Annotated in this window: 19 protein-coding genes; 10 read left to right on the top strand and 9 right to left on the bottom strand. The window is 29.0% G+C overall.

The genetic code is table 11. The annotated features are described in order from the left end of the window. Positions 1-31 precede the first annotated feature (31 nt). Positions 32-373 carry a hypothetical protein gene (locus tag CVOLT_RS01240; RefSeq protein ID WP_039665091.1) on the top strand — a complete coding sequence of 114 codons (342 nt, stop codon included), beginning with the start codon at positions 32-34 and terminating at the stop codon, positions 371-373. A 26-nt stretch (positions 374-399) separates the two neighbouring features. Here the strand turns inward: CVOLT_RS01240 and CVOLT_RS01235 are convergent, their stop codons facing one another. Beyond that, positions 400-975, bottom strand: coding sequence for an IMPACT family protein (locus CVOLT_RS01235; RefSeq protein ID WP_039665090.1), 576 nt, complete (start codon positions 973-975; stop codon positions 400-402). A 74-nt stretch (positions 976-1,049) separates the two neighbouring features. Between CVOLT_RS01235 and galU the strand changes: the two genes are divergently transcribed. The 4 genes from galU to CVOLT_RS01215 all read left to right on the top strand — a co-directional run bounded on the left by galU (position 1,050) and on the right by CVOLT_RS01215 (position 4,561). After that, the gene (galU, locus tag CVOLT_RS01230) at positions 1,050-1,874 is read left to right on the top strand and encodes a UTP--glucose-1-phosphate uridylyltransferase GalU (protein WP_039665089.1); all 825 of its coding nucleotides are present in this window, start codon (positions 1,050-1,052) and stop codon (positions 1,872-1,874) included. Further along, positions 1,868-3,091, top strand: coding sequence for a glucose-6-phosphate isomerase (locus CVOLT_RS01225; RefSeq protein WP_039665088.1), 1,224 nt, complete (start codon positions 1,868-1,870; stop codon positions 3,089-3,091). The genes galU and CVOLT_RS01225 overlap by 7 nt, the downstream gene beginning before the upstream one ends. Before the next feature lie 130 nt (positions 3,092-3,221). Next, the gene (locus tag CVOLT_RS01220; RefSeq protein ID WP_039665087.1) at positions 3,222-3,671 is read left to right on the top strand and encodes a Dps family protein; all 450 of its coding nucleotides are present in this window, start codon (positions 3,222-3,224) and stop codon (positions 3,669-3,671) included. A 320-nt stretch (positions 3,672-3,991) separates the two neighbouring features. Beyond that, complete coding sequence (locus CVOLT_RS01215; RefSeq protein WP_069106936.1) at positions 3,992-4,561, top strand: Mbeg1-like protein; 570 nt, start codon at positions 3,992-3,994, stop codon at positions 4,559-4,561. Positions 4,562-4,571: 10 nt separating this feature from the next. Here CVOLT_RS01215 and CVOLT_RS01210 read toward each other — a convergent pair whose 3' ends face one another. Further along, positions 4,572-5,732 (bottom strand): 2,3,4,5-tetrahydropyridine-2-carboxylate N-succinyltransferase, encoded by a 1,161-nt coding sequence (locus CVOLT_RS01210; protein WP_039665086.1) that lies wholly within the window; start codon positions 5,730-5,732, stop codon positions 4,572-4,574. 11 nt (positions 5,733-5,743) lie between these two features. Then, on the bottom strand, positions 5,744-6,847 hold the full coding sequence (locus tag CVOLT_RS01205) for an Mrp/NBP35 family ATP-binding protein (protein ID WP_039665085.1): 1,104 nt from the start codon (positions 6,845-6,847) through the stop codon (positions 5,744-5,746). Positions 6,848-6,955: 108 nt separating this feature from the next. Between CVOLT_RS01205 and CVOLT_RS01200 the strand changes: the two genes are divergently transcribed. From CVOLT_RS01200 to CVOLT_RS01180, 5 genes are all read left to right on the top strand, one after another. Continuing rightward, positions 6,956-8,071 (top strand): bifunctional 2-C-methyl-D-erythritol 4-phosphate cytidylyltransferase/2-C-methyl-D-erythritol 2,4-cyclodiphosphate synthase, encoded by a 1,116-nt coding sequence (locus tag CVOLT_RS01200; protein ID WP_039665084.1) that lies wholly within the window; start codon positions 6,956-6,958, stop codon positions 8,069-8,071. Continuing rightward, on the top strand, positions 8,068-8,943 hold the full coding sequence (locus tag CVOLT_RS01195; protein ID WP_039665083.1) for a receiver domain protein: 876 nt from the start codon (positions 8,068-8,070) through the stop codon (positions 8,941-8,943). Before CVOLT_RS01200 ends, CVOLT_RS01195 begins: the two co-directional genes overlap by 4 nt. Further along, positions 8,921-10,081: an ATP sulfurylase (sulfate adenylyltransferase) gene (locus CVOLT_RS01190; RefSeq protein ID WP_039665082.1), complete on the top strand. Its 1,161-nt coding sequence runs from the start codon at positions 8,921-8,923 to the stop codon at positions 10,079-10,081. The genes CVOLT_RS01195 and CVOLT_RS01190 overlap by 23 nt, the downstream gene beginning before the upstream one ends. A 2-nt stretch (positions 10,082-10,083) precedes the next feature. Further along, positions 10,084-10,575 carry a phosphatidylglycerophosphatase A family protein gene (locus CVOLT_RS01185; protein ID WP_039665081.1) on the top strand — a complete coding sequence of 164 codons (492 nt, stop codon included), beginning with the start codon at positions 10,084-10,086 and terminating at the stop codon, positions 10,573-10,575. Between the two features lie 198 nt (positions 10,576-10,773). Further along, positions 10,774-11,043 carry a hypothetical protein gene (locus CVOLT_RS01180; protein WP_039665080.1) on the top strand — a complete coding sequence of 90 codons (270 nt, stop codon included), beginning with the start codon at positions 10,774-10,776 and terminating at the stop codon, positions 11,041-11,043. A gap of 73 nt (positions 11,044-11,116) precedes the next feature. Here CVOLT_RS01180 and mnmA read toward each other — a convergent pair whose 3' ends face one another. The 6 genes from mnmA to CVOLT_RS01150 are packed head-to-tail and all read right to left on the bottom strand — an operon-like array spanning position 11,117 to position 15,684. After that, a complete protein-coding gene (gene mnmA, locus CVOLT_RS01175) occupies positions 11,117-12,130 on the bottom strand; it encodes a tRNA 2-thiouridine(34) synthase MnmA (protein WP_039665079.1) in 1,014 nt (337 codons plus the stop codon). Continuing rightward, on the bottom strand, positions 12,093-12,725 hold the full coding sequence (locus tag CVOLT_RS01170) for an LOG family protein (RefSeq protein ID WP_039665078.1): 633 nt from the start codon (positions 12,723-12,725) through the stop codon (positions 12,093-12,095). The genes mnmA and CVOLT_RS01170 overlap by 38 nt, the downstream gene beginning before the upstream one ends. Next, the gene (gene fliY, locus CVOLT_RS01165; protein WP_039665077.1) at positions 12,722-13,570 is read right to left on the bottom strand and encodes a flagellar motor switch protein FliY; all 849 of its coding nucleotides are present in this window, start codon (positions 13,568-13,570) and stop codon (positions 12,722-12,724) included. Before fliY ends, CVOLT_RS01170 begins: the two co-directional genes overlap by 4 nt. Beyond that, positions 13,563-14,651: a flagellar motor switch protein FliM gene (fliM, locus tag CVOLT_RS01160; protein WP_039665076.1), complete on the bottom strand. Its 1,089-nt coding sequence runs from the start codon at positions 14,649-14,651 to the stop codon at positions 13,563-13,565. The genes fliY and fliM overlap by 8 nt, the downstream gene beginning before the upstream one ends. Further along, the gene (locus tag CVOLT_RS01155) at positions 14,652-15,338 is read right to left on the bottom strand and encodes an RNA polymerase sigma factor FliA (RefSeq protein WP_039665075.1); all 687 of its coding nucleotides are present in this window, start codon (positions 15,336-15,338) and stop codon (positions 14,652-14,654) included. Then, positions 15,325-15,684 (bottom strand): membrane protein, encoded by a 360-nt coding sequence (locus CVOLT_RS01150; RefSeq protein ID WP_039665074.1) that lies wholly within the window; start codon positions 15,682-15,684, stop codon positions 15,325-15,327. The genes CVOLT_RS01155 and CVOLT_RS01150 overlap by 14 nt, the downstream gene beginning before the upstream one ends. Positions 15,685-15,689 lie beyond the last annotated feature (5 nt).

The following is a 15,689-nucleotide window of genomic DNA, read 5'->3' as shown; positions in this document are numbered from 1 at the left end:
TTTCTTTGTAATATTTTGAAAAGGAGAACACATGCAGGTTAACCACGACAATGTATCGGTTAGAGAATATGGTTATAGTCAAAATAGTAACTATAAAAGCACTCAAGGTACTAGCGAGGATTTTACATCCTTACTTCATCAAAAAACAAATGAAAACCTTGATGGACAAAATGCTAATTTTGATGAGTTTTTTTCAAAAGCTATGGGTCAAGATCAATTTAGCAGTAGCGGAATTTATAGCTCTAATATGTCAAATATTTACAATTATCGCTTTAGAGGTCAAAACAACGAAATACCTTCTCAAGCAAATGCTCAAGCAGCAACTAAAGACGAACCAAAAGATATGGTAAAAGATCTTTTAAATTCTTTATAATACAAAGTAAGCCAAAAAGGCTTACTTTAGAAAACATCTTTAAATTCATACTCTTTTATGAAAATTTTAAATTCTTTTTCCTCTTTTTCATTAAGCCAAATTTTTAACGCAACTTGATAAGTAAATTCTTTTTCAAAAACAATATTATTTTTATTTAAAAAATGCTCAAATCTAGCATATAATGCAAAAGGTATTTTTATATTGGTAACTTTTTTTAATTCAAATTCTATAAGTTGTGCATTTAAAATAGCTAAATTTGTAGCTTCGCTATAAGCTCTTACTAATCCTCCAACACCAAGTTTAATCCCGCCAAAATATCTCACCACTATAATGGCACAATTTATCAACAAAGCTCCCCTTAAAACATTCAAACAAGGCATGGCAGAACTTCCTTTTGGTTCACCATCATCACTTTTATCTTCAACTATTTGATTAAATTCATTTAAATATCTATATGCATATACAAAATGCACTGCCTTTGGATGATCATTTTTTAATTCTTTTAATAAAATCTTAAAATTTTCAAACGGACACAAAAAAGCTAAAAAATTTGATTTTTTAATATCAACTTGAGCATGATAAATTTGATCAATTGTTTTCATTTTTGCCTTATAATTTGCTATAATTATTAATAAAATTATAATCAAAACAACTTATAAAATTTTAAGGAATTTATATGCTTCAAACTTGTATTTTCCCTGCTGCTGGCTATGGAACTAGATTTTTACCTGCTACTAAAACTTTGCCCAAAGAATTATTGCCGATTTTAACTAAACCTTTAATTCACTATGGAGTTGATGAGGCTTTAGAAGCTGGTATGGAAACAATGGGCTTTGTAACGGGTAGGGGCAAAAGAGCTTTAGAAGATTATTTTGATATATCTTACGAACTTGAACATCAAATCGCAGGTACTAAAAAAGAATATCTTTTAAGCGAAATTAGAACACTAATTAATCGTTGCACTTTTACTTTTACAAGACAAAATGAAATGAAAGGCTTAGGTGATGCTGTATTAAAAGCAAAACCTTTAGTGCAAGATGAAGCTTTTGGGGTGATTTTAGCTGATGATTTATGCGTAAATGAAGATGGTGTTAATGTAATGGCTCAAATGGTAAAAATTTATGAAAAATATCGCTGTTCAGTTGTTGCTGTTATGGAAGTAGAGCATGATCAAGTGCAAAATTATGGAGTAATTGCGGGAAATAGCGTTGAAGATGATTTAATCATGGTAAATTCTATGATAGAAAAACCAGATCCTAAAGATGCACCAAGTAACTTAGCTATCATAGGAAGATATATTTTAACACCTGATATTTTTGGCATATTAGAAAATACAAAAGCGGGTAAAAATGGAGAAATTCAACTTACTGATGCATTATTAGCACAAGCTACAAACAATATGGTCTTAGCGTATAAATTTAAAGGAAAAAGATTTGATTGTGGTAGCGTGGAGGGCTTTGTAGAAGCAACGAATTATTTTTATAAGAAAAATCAATGTTAAATAATACTTTATTTTTTAAAACTCAAGATTTACAAAACATTAGCGCTTATGCAAATAGAATGAATGATGAGCTAAAAAGTGGGGATATAGGATATTATCATCTTGTAAATACTAGTTTTGAATTAATTTCACAAAGTAAAGAATTTATTAAAAATAAAACGCATATTAAAAGTATTGTTTTAGTTGGTATGGGCGGATCAAGTTGCGGGGTAAAAGCTTTAAAAGAACTTTTATTTGATCATGAGGAAGAAAAAGAGCTTTTCATCATTGACAATACTTCTTCTCATACTTTTACCAATATCATGAAAAAACTTGATATCAAAAAAACTTTATTTATCATCGCGAGTAAATCAGGGACTACCATAGAAGTTATTTCTTTATTTAAACTTATCATAGCTTATTTTAATTTAGAGCATAAAAATTTAAGTGAAAATTTTGTTTTCATTACAGACTTAAATTCAAAACTCCATAAACTTGGCGATGAGTTAAATATAAAATGTTTTTTTATTCCTCAAAATGTTGGTGGTAGATTTAGTGTTTTATCAGCTATTGGTATAGTTCCTTTAACTTTTTGTAATTATGATACAAAAGCACTATTAGAAGGAGCAAGAGCTTGTTTTGTTGATTTTTTTGAAAAAAAAGAAACTCATATTTTGCAAAAAGCATATCATTATTGTACTCATAAAAATGCTCATATTAATGTATTGTTTTCTTATGGAGATGCTTTTAAAGCTTTTAATGAATGGTATGTACAATTAATTGCTGAAAGTTTAGGCAAAAAACAAGGCTTTAAACGCATAGGATTAACTCCTATTGCTCTTATTGGCGCTAGAGATCAGCATAGTTTTTTACAGCTTATTATGGATGGACCTAAAGATAAAACAATTACCTTTTTAAAAATAAAAGATAGTAAAAAATCACCTAACATTCCAAATATAAGTTTAAATCACCTACAAAGTTGTGATTTTACCAACGATATCAATTTACACGATCTTTTAAATGCGCAATGTGATGCTACAGCTCAAGCTTTAATCTCTGAAAATTTAAGCGTAGATATAATTGAATTAGAAAAATTAGATGCTTGGCATTGTGGATATTTGATGTATTATTATGAACTTTTTACCTCAGCTTGTGGAATAATGCTTGGAATCAATACCTATGATCAACCCGGAGTTGAAGTGGGAAAACTTATACTAAAAAATATGCTTAGCAAATAAATTTGCATTCTTTTAAAAAAAGAGTATAATGGAATATTGATATTTTATAATATAAAATTATTAATTAATAATAATTATTATTTAAGAATTTTGTGTTATAATATTCAAAAAACTAAAAAAAGGAGACAATATGTCAGTTAGCAAACAATTATTACAATTACAAGCAGATGCTCATAGTTTATGGATTAAATTTCATAATTATCATTGGAATGTAAAAGGACTTCAATTTTTTTCAATCCATGAATACACTGAAAAAGCTTACGAAGAAATGGCTGAATTATTTGATAGTTGTGCAGAAAGGGTTTTACAACTTGGAGAAAAAGCTATAGTGTGTCCAGATAAGTTATTAAGTGAAGCTAAAACACCAAAAATTCAAAAAGATTGCTTTACTCCAGTAGAAGTATTAGAACTTATAAGAGAAGATTATAAATATCTTTTGGGTGAATTTAAAAAATTAAACGAAGTGGCTGAAAAAGCTAGCGATACTACTACAGCAGCTTTTGCTCAAGAAAATATCGCAAAATATGAAAAAACACTTTGGATGTTAAATTCAACCATTCAAAACACTTGCTCTATGTAAGGATTTTACAATGTTTTTTGACTTACAAAGCTTCATCTCTTTAAGTCAAAAAACAAATTAAACTCTCAAGAAAAACTACTTTTATTTGCATTGCAAAATCATTTTAAAAAAAATATTGATTTATTACAAAAATTATATGATTATAGCTTGGTAGCTTGTTGTGCTAATGTATTTTTAAACCAAAATTTGAAAAAAGAAGGTTTTTAAAAACGCAAAGCCATCTTAAAAGCTTTAACCAATCCTTTTTATAAATATGAAAAAATTCCTGTAGGTGGTTTAAATAATGTTTTTTAGCTTTAAAATTTGTAAAAAATTATGAAATACTTGAGCATATCAATGAAAAACATCCACAATCTAAAATGGGCTTTAGAGCTAGTTTTATTTATGATAAAAAAAGAAAAAACTACATTTTAGCTTTTGCAGGAAGTGATTTAAATCCTTTATGTTTTGATGTTAAAGATTTTTATAGTGATTTTTTAATTTTGCTTAACAAAAAACCTAAAGGTCAAATTCAATCTATGCATCATTTTTACAATAACTTAAAACAAAAATACACTATTGATGAAAATCTCATAATCATAGGACATTCTTTAGGCGGATATTTAGCTCAAATTTTTGCAAGAACTTTTCCTAAAGCAATACAAGAAGTCTATGCCTTTCAAACACCTGGTTTAAAACAAAATTTTCAAACTCATTCTTATATAAATTTTCATATAAACACTACTCATAATTTAAATTTTAACACTTACAAGTGGTGGAATTTTAATTTTGTACAAAAACTTTATGAAAAAGATAGTGAAGAAATTTTATTGCATATAGGAAGTATCAAACATCATCCTAGCGTTTGCATTTACAAACTAGATGAATTTTTTAAAATTCTTAACCCATAAGGGCTAAGAATTAATGCAAATCTTCATTAAGTTTTACAGCCTTTTTATTAAAAGCTACTATCATTGCTCCACTAATAGAATCTTGTCTAAAATGAAGTCCATTTAAACCAGCTAGTTCTAAACCTTTATATATGTCTTTATCAAATTTAAATTCAGGATTAATTTTTTGTAATTCTTCTTTATTTTTCAATGCAAACTTCGTTCCTTCTAAAACGGCTATACCAGCATCTACTATACAATTATCTCCTAAAGGAATTCCAGTAACTGAATTTGCACCTAAAAGACAAGTTTTACCTATACTAATAGCGTTTCCACTTGTACCACTTAAAACTCCAAGTATAGAAGCACCACCTCCTACATCACTACCCTCACCTACAACAGCTGAAGAACTAATACGCCCTTCTACCATACAAGCTCCAGTTGTTCCTGCATTAAAATTCACATAAGCAGCTCCAGGCATTATAGTAGTTCCAGCAGCTAATGCTGCACCCATTCTTACTTTTGAACTTTCTAAAATTCTAGTATTATCCTCAGGTATAATATGAGCTAAAAATCTTGGAAATTTATCTACATAATCAATTTTAGGATATTTTTTACTCATTTTTAAAATAATTTCATTTTCTCTTAAAAAATCCAAATCGATTGGATTATTATCACTCCAAGCAACATTTGGTAAAAGCCCAAAAGCTCCTGTTAAATTTAAACTTCTCAAAGGTACTTTTTTGCCTGAGAGTAAATAAAGCTTTAAATACACATTTTCTAAAGTTTTTGGCGCTTGATCTTCAAACATAGCTACAAATACAAATTCATTTTCTTTAAAATTTTCTTTTACAGCTTTGATTACATCGATATTTTTATGACCTTGTTCTTCTAAAAATGGTGCAAAGCATTCTAATGCAAAATCCAAATCTTCTTTTATTAGCGTAGCTACAAATTCACTATCATTAAAATCAACTTCTACGCCTCTTCTAAAAAAAGCTTCTAACATAATGGCTGCTGCTGCATAATTTTGCTCATAATTTACAAAAGCAAAAGAAGCTTGAAGTTTTTTGCTAGAATCTACCTGACTTAAATCAAGTCTTGCTATACCAAAAGCTTTTGGTTTTTTATAATTAAGTCTTTGTTCAATTTGTTTTACTAAATCTAAAAATTCTTCCTTACTTTCAATCATTTTTTCCTCCTTTATTGTGAGCAAGCACTCTTGCCATTCATTATAGGTTGTATAGCTGCGTTATCAACCTTACCTTCTTGATTAACCCTTTCTATAAATTCCCAAATTTTTTCAGCAGCTTGTAAATATCTTTTTGAACTAAGACTTTCAGGCAAATAAAAACTCACAGGTTTTCCATTATCTCCACCTTCTCTAACACTCATTTCTATAGGAATTTGAGCTAAAACTTCACATTTATATGCTTTTGCCATTTCTTCAGTGGTGCCTTTACCAAAAATATCATATTCTTTATTATTATCAGGGCATAAAAATCCACTCATATTTTCTATAATTCCTGCTATTGGGATATGTAATTTTTCAAACATATCAAGTGCTCTTTTGCTATCATCTAAAGATACCACTTGTGGAGTGCTTACACATACACCTGCACTAACTGGCACACTTTGAGCTAAAGTAATTTGCGCATCACCTGTTCCTGGAGGCATATCAAGTAATAAAACATCAAGCTCAGGCCACAACACATCAGCTAATAACTGCTCAATAGCTTTCATTATCATAGCTCCACGCCACATCAAGCCCTTTCCTTCTTCTATCAATACACCCATACTCATCATATAAACCCCATGCGATAAAATAGGACGAATTTTTTGTCCTACAATTTCGGGCTTACTTTTATTTTCTCCTAGCATTCTTGGTATATTTGGTCCATAAATATCAGCATCTAAAAGTCCAACTCTTTTGCCCATTTTAGCTAAAGAAATTGCTAAATTTAAAGTAGTAGTGCTTTTACCAACTCCGCCTTTACCGCTAGAAATCATAATAAAATTTTTAATCTGTGGAGTAATATTTTTACCACTTCTTGAATTGCTTTTTTCTTCTGGAATTTTTGGTTGGATGATTTCTAGTTCAAGTTCTAAATTTAAATCCTTTAAAACATTAGCAATATTAAGTCTTAATTCTTGTGCAACTTGAGCATTAGCTGAGACAATTTCAACTACAATATGTGCTTTTTGGTTATTAACTTCAATTTGCTTTACAAAATTAAAACTTACAATATCTTTTTTAAAACCTGGATATATGACTTGTTTTAATCTTTCTTCTATTTTTTCTCTCACAATTGTTCTCCTTAATTGTTTAAAAAAATAATTCTACTAGTATAAATATTAATTTTGGCTTTTATGATGTATAATATCGTAACATTTATAAAAATTAAGGTGTAACAGATGTTAGATATTTCCTTGATTATGCTATCTGCTGGGGAATCAACAAGATTCAATCTCCCTGTAAAAAAACAATTTTTAAGATTAGGTGATCTGCCTTTATGGTTATATGCAACCAAAAATCTTAGCTCTTTTTACCCTTTTAAACAAGTAGTTGTTACTTCTGGTAATATTTCTTATATGAAAAAATTTGCTCCAGAATATAAATTTGTTCAAGGTGGCAATACAAGAGCTAAATCTTTACTTAATGCTTTAGAATTAATCCAAAGTGAGTATGTCTTAGTCAGTGATGTTGCTAGAGTTTTAATTAGCAAAAATTTATTTAACAATCTTCTTGAAAATTACGATAAAGCAGATTGTATAAGCCCTGTATTAAAAGTAAGTGATACTACTATTTATGGAGAAAATTGCATCCAAAGGGATAAAATCAAACTCATACAAACTCCTCAACTTTCTAAAACAAGTATGCTCAAAAAAGCATTGCAAGCAAATTTGGATTTTACTGATGATAGCACAGCCATTCAATCACTTGGTGGAAAAATATGGTATATCCAAGGCGATGAAATGGCTAAAAAAATCACCTATAAAGAGGATTTATTGAGCTTAAATCTTCCAAAACCTTCACAAGATATATTTAATGGTAATGGTTTTGATGTGCATGAATTTGGAGAAGAAAGGGCTTTGCTTTTAGGAGGGATTAAAATTCATCCTAGTATGGGACTTAAAGCTCATTCTGATGGAGATGTATTAGCTCATGCGTTAATTGATGCGCTTTTAGGAGCTGCTGGACTTGGAGATATTGGAGAACTTTTCCCAGATAATGACATGCAATATAAAAACGCAGATTCTATGCTTTTATTACAAAATGCTTACAATATGGTGCAAAATTATGGGTTTGAACTTGTAAATGCTGATATAACCATCATAGCTCAAACTCCAAAAATGAAAGAATTTAAAGATGATATTGCTTTTAATATCGCTAAATTTTTAAAAACTACGCCAAATAAAATCAATATCAAAGCTACCACTACTGAACATTTAGGTTTTATAGGCAGAAAAGAAGGCATAGCCGTCTTAGCTAGTGCAAATTTAAAATATTATGATTGGATGAAACAATGAAAGTATTAATCGTAGAAAATGAATTTTATTTAGCTCAAAGTATAGGATCAAAATTAAATTCCATAGGATATGAATGCGATATTATCACAAGCGTAAATGAGCTTTCAAATCATGATTATGAGATTATTTTGTTATCAACTAGTATTGCAAATTTTGAACACATAGTAGAGACTTTTAAGCATAAAATTGTGATATTATTGATTTCTTATATAAGCTCAGATACTGTTTTATCACCGCTTAAAGCAGGAGCGAGCGATTATATACAAAAACCTTTTATGATAGAAGAACTAACAAGAAAGATCAAACACTTTCAAGATTTTAAAAAAATGAGTATTTTAAATCATACTTATAAATCATATTTAAAACATAAATTTGAAACCATAAAACTTCCTAGTTTTGACTATAAAAAAATAAAACTACCACTTATTTTAAAAACAAACAACCAAAACTACGCAGATTGTTTTGTATTTAATTTTTCTAATGAAAATAATATTGCTAGCATATATTTAGATCTTTCTCATCCCCAAAATATTGATAAAATTTTAAAAGATAATGCTTTGTATTATTTGGTTAATTTTCAAAATTTAAAACCATCTGAAAAAGAAAAAGTTTTAAATTTAGCAATAAAAAAATCCATCATCATACATACTAATACAAGCTTAGAGCATAAAGAAATTCCTATTTTAGAGCTTGAGACCGAAGAAAAAAACTTTGAGACTAATGGAATTTTGACTATTGATGATTATGTTAAACATATTATAGTAAGTTATCAAAATGTCTTTCCGGATACTGATTTGTCTAAAAAGTTAGGAATTTCAAGAAAATCTTTATGGGAAAAAAGGAAAAAATATGGCATCAGCAAGAAAAAATAGCATTATAATCTCAGAAGAAGAATACGAAGTTTTATGTTTTATCAAAGAAGGGATTTTTGGATCTTTTACTAGGTTAATGAACCAAGAACAAAGAGATGAATTTTTAAAAACAAAAATGGTAAATCAGCATAAAATTCCTTATGCTTTGACCTTTGCTCCATCTAGTATAAACAAAAAAACCCTAGAACATGCAAAAACTCAAGATAAACTAGAATTTATTTGCAATGATCAAGTGGTAGGACACATCATATTAGAGAGTAAATTTGAAAATGATAAAAATACTAATGATATTTTTAGACCTAATACTTGCTTGATTGAAGATTTTGGCGAAATTTGTATTAGCGGTGAATTTGAAATTTATCAAAACCGCATTAAAACCCTCAAAGAAAATTTTGAAAAAATCAAAAAAAGACTCAATCCTTCTAACATTACAGCCATAGTTTCAAGCTTTGATCCTTTCCATAGAGCACATGAGAGAATTTTAAGATGGGCCATAGAGCAATCTGATTTAGTCATCATTTTCCTTATAGAATCTTATGAAAATAATGGTTTGAGTTTAAATTTAAAAAAGCGTTGCTTTGATGTATTTGCTCAAAATTATTTACCTTCTTCAAGAGTTTTACTCATACCTTTGCATAATATAAAAATTTTTGCTTCTCATTTAAATCCTATTTTAGAATGTGCTTTAGCCAAAAGTTTTAATTGTAATAAACTTTTTGTAGGGCAAAATCATGCTGGACTTGGAATGTTTTTTAATCAAAATAGAGCTTTTACCGTGCTTGATGATTTTGCAAAAGATTATAATATAGAAGTAACCATACTTCCTGAATTTGTATTTTGTGATGAATGTAAAATGATAGTAAGTACTAAATCATGCCCACATGGAGCTCATCATCATATGAAATACCACGGGGATTCTTTAAAAAATTTACTAAGACTTGGTATCATTCCACCAGCAGTTTTTATAAGAAGAGAAATTTCTGCTTTGATTTTATCAGAGCTTTTTCCAAATCGCTTTCATAATAAACAAAATATTTATAGCAATTTATTCCCAACGCATGGAATTTTAGAATACAGAAGCGATAAAGAATTTTACGAACAACTTATAAAACTCCATCAAATGTCTTATATGGTGTGAAAATGCAAAAATTATTTTTAACTTTTTTTTACTCAGGTAGTGTAAGTAAAGCTCCAGGAACCTTTGGAACTATAGCAGCACTCATCCCTGCTTTTTTTATACTAAGATATCTTGGCATAGGAACTTTAATTTTACTTGCGATTTTACTTTTTTTGATCTCTATTAAAATCATAGATCAATATGAAAAACAAACAGGCAAACACGATGATAAACACATCGTTATAGACGAGGTTATAGGAGTATTTTTAGCCTTAGCAATTTGCGGGCAGAGTGTTTTTACATTCTTACTTTCTTTTGTATTGTTTAGATTTTTTGATATTACCAAACCTTCCATCATAGGCAAAATCGATAAAAAAACCAAAGGTGGTTTAGGCGTAATGCTAGATGATGTTTTGGCAGGAATTTTTGCAGGATTGTTTAGTGCAGTCATTTATGGAATTTTACTTAAATTTGATCTTTTATGGTTTGATATAAGCATTATGGAGATATTTTAAAAATTAAATTTATTTTGATGATAAATAATATATAAGAAAAGATATAAAATGATTAAGAAAACAATGTTTGGTGCTTTAGCATTAGTTTCTTTATTGCGTGTGCTAATGGAGTAGATTATAAATATGATCCAAGTAGAGGTTCTAAAGGCGGTTATGATTTATTCATTAAAACTTTAAAAAAAGATAGATGCTAATGTTGTGATAAAAAGTCTTAAAGATGTTGATTTAAATGCTTTAAAAGAAAGACATCTTGAAGTAGCTGAAGATTTTGAAGAGATTAAAATAGAACAAGATGGTTTGTTAGATGATGTCGCAAGAGGTGAAATAGAATATGGAGATGTTGTTTATATCAATTATAAAAATGGAGATTTAAATAAACATAAAATAGTTTATGGAGCATGCGATACAAGAAAATGGAATAAAGAAAGATGTGAAAATAGTGGAGCAATTGTTGATATGACTGAATAAAATAAAATAATATTAACGAGATTTTAAAAAATCGCGTTAATATTTTAATAGATTTTCATCTGCTAATTTTTAACTATTTAATAAATCCACTTGCTAAAACCAAATCTTTATCATAAAACACAGCCATTTGACCACTAGCAACGCCATAAATTGCTTCTTTTAATTCTACTTTGATCTTATCATCTTCAATGGTAAGAATACAAGGAGTCATTTTGCTTCTATAGCGAATTTTTACACCACATTCAATTTGTTTTTGTTCGACAAATAAATTAATATTTTTTAACTCAAAACTGCTTACTTTAAGTTCTTCTTTTTTGCCTACTATAATTTCATTTTTACTAGGATCAATTTTTAGCACAAAATGTGGCTCATGCGCACCCTTTACTTCAAAACCTCGTCTTTTTCCTATGGTATAGTGCATATAACCTTCGTGTTTTCCTACTTCTTTACCACTACTATCTCTAACAATTCCAGGAATTTTAGTATCCATAAATTGATCTAAAACTTGCACATAGGTATCTTCCACAAAACAAATTTCAGAGCTTTCTTTTTGAGTAGCAAAAGATTTTAGTACTTCTATAGTAGAAGCAAATTTTTTAACATCTTCTTTCTTCATATCCCCAAGTGGAAATATCAAATATTTTAAAGCATCTTTATCAGCACTTGCTAAAAAATAACTTTGATCTTTACTTTCATCAAAAGCACATTTAATTAAATTATTTTCTATCCTTGCATAATGACCCGTTGCAAGTTTTTCACAACCTAAACTTTTAGCAAATTCTAATAATTTTCCAAGTTTTATAAAACGATTACACAAAGCACAAGGATTTGGGGTTTTTCCTTCTTTATAAGTATCCACAAAAGGCATATAAACTTGCTTTTTAAAATCTTCTTGCAAGTCTAAAATATGATATTTAATACCCAAAAAATTAGCAACTTTTTCAACTTTTTTGATATTTTCTTCATGATAATTTGGCTTACCATGAAGTTTCATATAACAACCTTGCACCTCATGACCAGCTTGTTTTAATTTATAAGCAGTAACAGTACTATCTACACCCCCGCTCATTGCAACAAGAATTTTCATCATTGTCCTTTATTATTTTTATAATCTCACTTAAATCATCGCTTATACTATATTTTAACTCATCGTTTTTGGATATAACATTAAGCTCTAACAAAGAAGTTTTAATAAATTTATCAAGAGGTTGCCAAAATTTTTGCCCAACTAGAATAATAGGAACACCTTTTTTAAATTCAAGCTGTTTAAGGGTAAGAATTTCAAAAAATTCATCCAATGTTCCAAAGCCGCCTGGGAAAATCACAAAAGCAAAACTCTTTTGAATAAGAGCCATTTTGCGAATGGCTAAGCTCTTAAAAGTTATATTATACTCTAAAAACTCATTTGCTTTTTGCTCAAATGGTAAATGTATATTAAATCCTATGGATTTTAAATGAGAATTGCTACTTTGCATCGCACCATAATTAGCAGCTTGCATAATCCCTGCTCCACCGCCACTAACTATACAATATCCTAAATTTGCTAATTCTTGAGCTAATTTAGAAGCAAGAATGCTATATTCATTATCTTGAGCTAATCTTGCTGAACCAAAAAAAGTTATAGCTTTTGATAATTTTTTTAACTCATCTAAATATTTTATATCCTCAATGATTTCTTTCATCTTAATTGTTCTAATCTTTCTTTTTTAGAGCCAATCTCAGTAATCTGCACACCAAAATTTCCATCTACAATTACAACTTCACCATAAGCAATTTTTTTATCGCCTATTAAAATTTCTAAAGGATCATTTGCAAGTTGATCAAGTTCGATAACTGAGCCAATATCCATAGTCAAAACATCTTTTAAAAGCATTTTTTTACTACCTATACGCACTCTTATAGGCAAACGCACATCCATAATCAAACCAATATTTTTTAGCTCTTCTACATTAGCTAAAATTTTATGATCTTGTGTTCCATCTGTGGAATTAGATGAATTTGCTACCACTTCTTCTAAATCTGCTTTAGTTAAAACTTTGTAAATTTTTTCATCAAATACAAGAGAAACTTTTTCTTCTAAATCTGCAATTTTTACATTGTATAAATATAATTTATGAAAACCACCAAGTTCTAAACTATCTGCTACAAATTCACAATTTTCTAAACTAAATTCCATTTTAGGAATTTCTTTTTGAGCACCTAAAGTAGTAGAAAATGCTGAGATGATATTTTGTATAGCTTCTTTTGCTGCATCCATTTCATCTTCGTTTAATTCGCTGTTTTTAGAAATTTCTTCTTCGCCCATCATCCATTCACCAATGGCACTCATTAAAACAGCACTTGCTAAAACTTTGATTTTCATATCATCATTTACTATAAAAGTAGCACTAACTAAAGGAGGAGTCATAGAGTCTTGAGCACTTACATCATACTCATAATACTCGCTAAATTCAGCACTTTTGCCTGTCAAACCTTCAATAGTGCTGATACATTCATTTACAAATATACTCAAAAAATTATTAATCATCTTCATCCTCCTCTACTTCTTCATTCTCATCATAAGAATTTGCTTTTGCTCTTCTTTCATCTTCATATCTTTCAAGCATTTCTTTGATCTCATCTTTATCTGTTTTAATGAGTTCTAGAATTTTAATTGATTTTCTAAACCTATGAAGACCAACTTGAGCTAAAAATACTTCTTTTTTATCTATAGCTACTAAAGCTTTATCATCTGCACTTCTATCAAGTTTTAAGATATCACCTTGTTTTAACTCTAAAAATTCACTCACATTGATAAAAGTTTTACCCAGCATTGCTTCATATATAACTTCTGCACGACCTATTAAGGTTTTTAATTCTTTATTTCTTGATTTTTTAGCACTTGTTTCACCCATCATTATATCACGATTTGCAAGACGGCTTAAAATACTTTCTAAATGCACAACAGGATAACAAATATTTACCATACCGCTTGAATTTCCTATGATAATTTCCATTACCACCATAATGACAATTTCATTTTGCGAAACAATTTGCACAACATTTGGACTAGACTCTTTTGCTTCTACGCTTGGATAAATTTCACTCACATTCATCCAACTTTCTTTAAGTCTTTGCATGATAATACGCAAAATAGAATCAAGTAAATTAAGCTCAATTTCTGTTAATTCTCTTAAAGTATCAAAGCTATCACCTTGCCCACCTAAAAGTCTATCTATCATAGGAAAAGCTATGCTTGGATTTATTTCCAATACGCAGTTTCCATCAAGAGGTTTTATAGAAAAAACATTAAAACTAGTTGGAGATGGCAAAGACATTAAAAATTCACCATAAGTCATTTGATCCACTGAGTGTAGTTTAATCTCAACGATACTTCTCATCATAGAAGAAATTTGAGAAGCTAAATTTCTTGCAAGTTTATCGTGTATACCTTTAATAGAGCGAAGTTGTTCTTTTGAAACCCTATTAGGACGCTTAAAATCATAAACAACTATATCTCTTTTATCTTCTAATTCTTCAAGTTTAGAAGAAGCAGCACTATCATCGCTATCATCATCAACAACTTCTAATAAAGCATCAATTTCTTCTTGGGAAAGTATCTCAGCCATCTAAGCTAACCTCTCACGAATTTTCTTTAATAAGCGTTTGTGAATTTGTGAAATTCTAGACTCGCTAATCTCTAACACTTCAGCAATTTCTTTTAAATTTAATTCTTCATAATAATAAAGTTGTATAACTAATTTTTCTCTTTCTTTAAATTCTTCCAAAACAGCATTGATTTTTTCTATCAATTCTTCTTTTTCAATTTGCTCTATGATATTACTATCATTAAAACAATTTAATTGCTCATCTAAAGGCATTACAAGTGAAATCGCGTGTGCAGCTCTTGCTTCTTTAACTTTTTCTACCTCTAAATTAAGTCTTTGTGCTAAATATTCATCATCTGGTTCTTTTTCATTTTCTTGATAAAATTCATCAATTATAGCATCAATTTCTTTGATAATTTTTCTATTACTTCGACTCATTACATCAAGGCTTCTTAGATAATCAAGCATAGCTCCATTAACTCTTTTTCTTGCAAAACCCCAAAAATTATCATTTTGCTCTTTATCATAACGGCGTGAAAGTTTAATCATCTCTTCAACACCAATGCTAATTAAATCATTCACATCAATATTTGCTGGCAAACGCTCTTTTAGTCTAAATGCCATAGCTCTTAAAGCAGGCATATAAGAGATTACTAAATCATCTTGTTCTTTTTTTAATGCTGAAGCGTAGGCATTATGCGGCTGCATGTTTCACACTTTTTCGTTTATTAGAAGTTTCAAGCTTTTTAAGATCTTCTCTTTCTTCTTGAAGTTTTTCTAATAAATAATCCATTTTCTTTTCTCTAGCAGCTAATTCTGCGATGAATTTATTATTTTCTGTTTCGTATTTTTCTTTATTAAAATGTCTACCACCAATTTTATGAATATCCACAAACACCATAATAACAATATGTATCAAAACATAAAAAACAAAGGTAATTAAACAAGTATATACTACTATTTCTATAGCATCTTTTATATTAACTATCGTAAACATCAAACCTATAAAAAAACCACAAACTGTAAAAAAAGCTACAAAATTATCTGGTCTCATAAATT

It is taken from the genome of Campylobacter volucris (assembly GCF_008245045.1).
Taxonomy (GTDB): Bacteria; Campylobacterota; Campylobacteria; order Campylobacterales; family Campylobacteraceae; genus Campylobacter_D; species Campylobacter_D volucris.
The sequence above is the reverse complement of the archived record's forward strand: the minus strand, read 5'-3'. Positions and strand labels throughout refer to the sequence as shown.

Excerpts from the sequence above, each read along its gene's own strand:
- CVOLT_RS01240 (WP_039665091.1), top strand. The coding sequence starts at position 32 with ATGCAGGTTAACCACGACAATGTATCGGTTAGAGAATATGGTTATAGT.
- CVOLT_RS01235 (WP_039665090.1), bottom strand. The coding sequence starts at position 975 with ATGAAAACAATTGATCAAATTTATCATGCTCAAGTTGATATTAAAAAA.
- CVOLT_RS01225 (WP_039665088.1), top strand. The coding sequence starts at position 1,868 with ATGTTAAATAATACTTTATTTTTTAAAACTCAAGATTTACAAAACATT.
- CVOLT_RS01185 (WP_039665081.1), top strand. The coding sequence starts at position 10,084 with ATGCAAAAATTATTTTTAACTTTTTTTTACTCAGGTAGTGTAAGTAAA.
- mnmA (WP_039665079.1), bottom strand. The coding sequence starts at position 12,130 with ATGAAAATTCTTGTTGCAATGAGCGGGGGTGTAGATAGTACTGTTACT.
- CVOLT_RS01155 (WP_039665075.1), bottom strand. The coding sequence starts at position 15,338 with ATGCAGCCGCATAATGCCTACGCTTCAGCATTAAAAAAAGAACAAGAT.
- CVOLT_RS01190 (WP_039665082.1), top strand. The coding sequence starts at position 8,921 with ATGGCATCAGCAAGAAAAAATAGCATTATAATCTCAGAAGAAGAATAC.
- CVOLT_RS01200 (WP_039665084.1), top strand. The coding sequence starts at position 6,956 with ATGTTAGATATTTCCTTGATTATGCTATCTGCTGGGGAATCAACAAGA.
- galU (WP_039665089.1), top strand. The coding sequence starts at position 1,050 with ATGCTTCAAACTTGTATTTTCCCTGCTGCTGGCTATGGAACTAGATTT.
- fliY (WP_039665077.1), bottom strand. The coding sequence starts at position 13,570 with ATGATTAATAATTTTTTGAGTATATTTGTAAATGAATGTATCAGCACT.
- CVOLT_RS01195 (WP_039665083.1), top strand. The coding sequence starts at position 8,068 with ATGAAAGTATTAATCGTAGAAAATGAATTTTATTTAGCTCAAAGTATA.
- CVOLT_RS01210 (WP_039665086.1), bottom strand. The coding sequence starts at position 5,732 with ATGATTGAAAGTAAGGAAGAATTTTTAGATTTAGTAAAACAAATTGAA.
- fliM (WP_039665076.1), bottom strand. The coding sequence starts at position 14,651 with ATGGCTGAGATACTTTCCCAAGAAGAAATTGATGCTTTATTAGAAGTT.
- CVOLT_RS01150 (WP_039665074.1), bottom strand. The coding sequence starts at position 15,684 with ATGAGACCAGATAATTTTGTAGCTTTTTTTACAGTTTGTGGTTTTTTT.
- CVOLT_RS01170 (WP_039665078.1), bottom strand. The coding sequence starts at position 12,725 with ATGAAAGAAATCATTGAGGATATAAAATATTTAGATGAGTTAAAAAAA.
- CVOLT_RS01220 (WP_039665087.1), top strand. The coding sequence starts at position 3,222 with ATGTCAGTTAGCAAACAATTATTACAATTACAAGCAGATGCTCATAGT.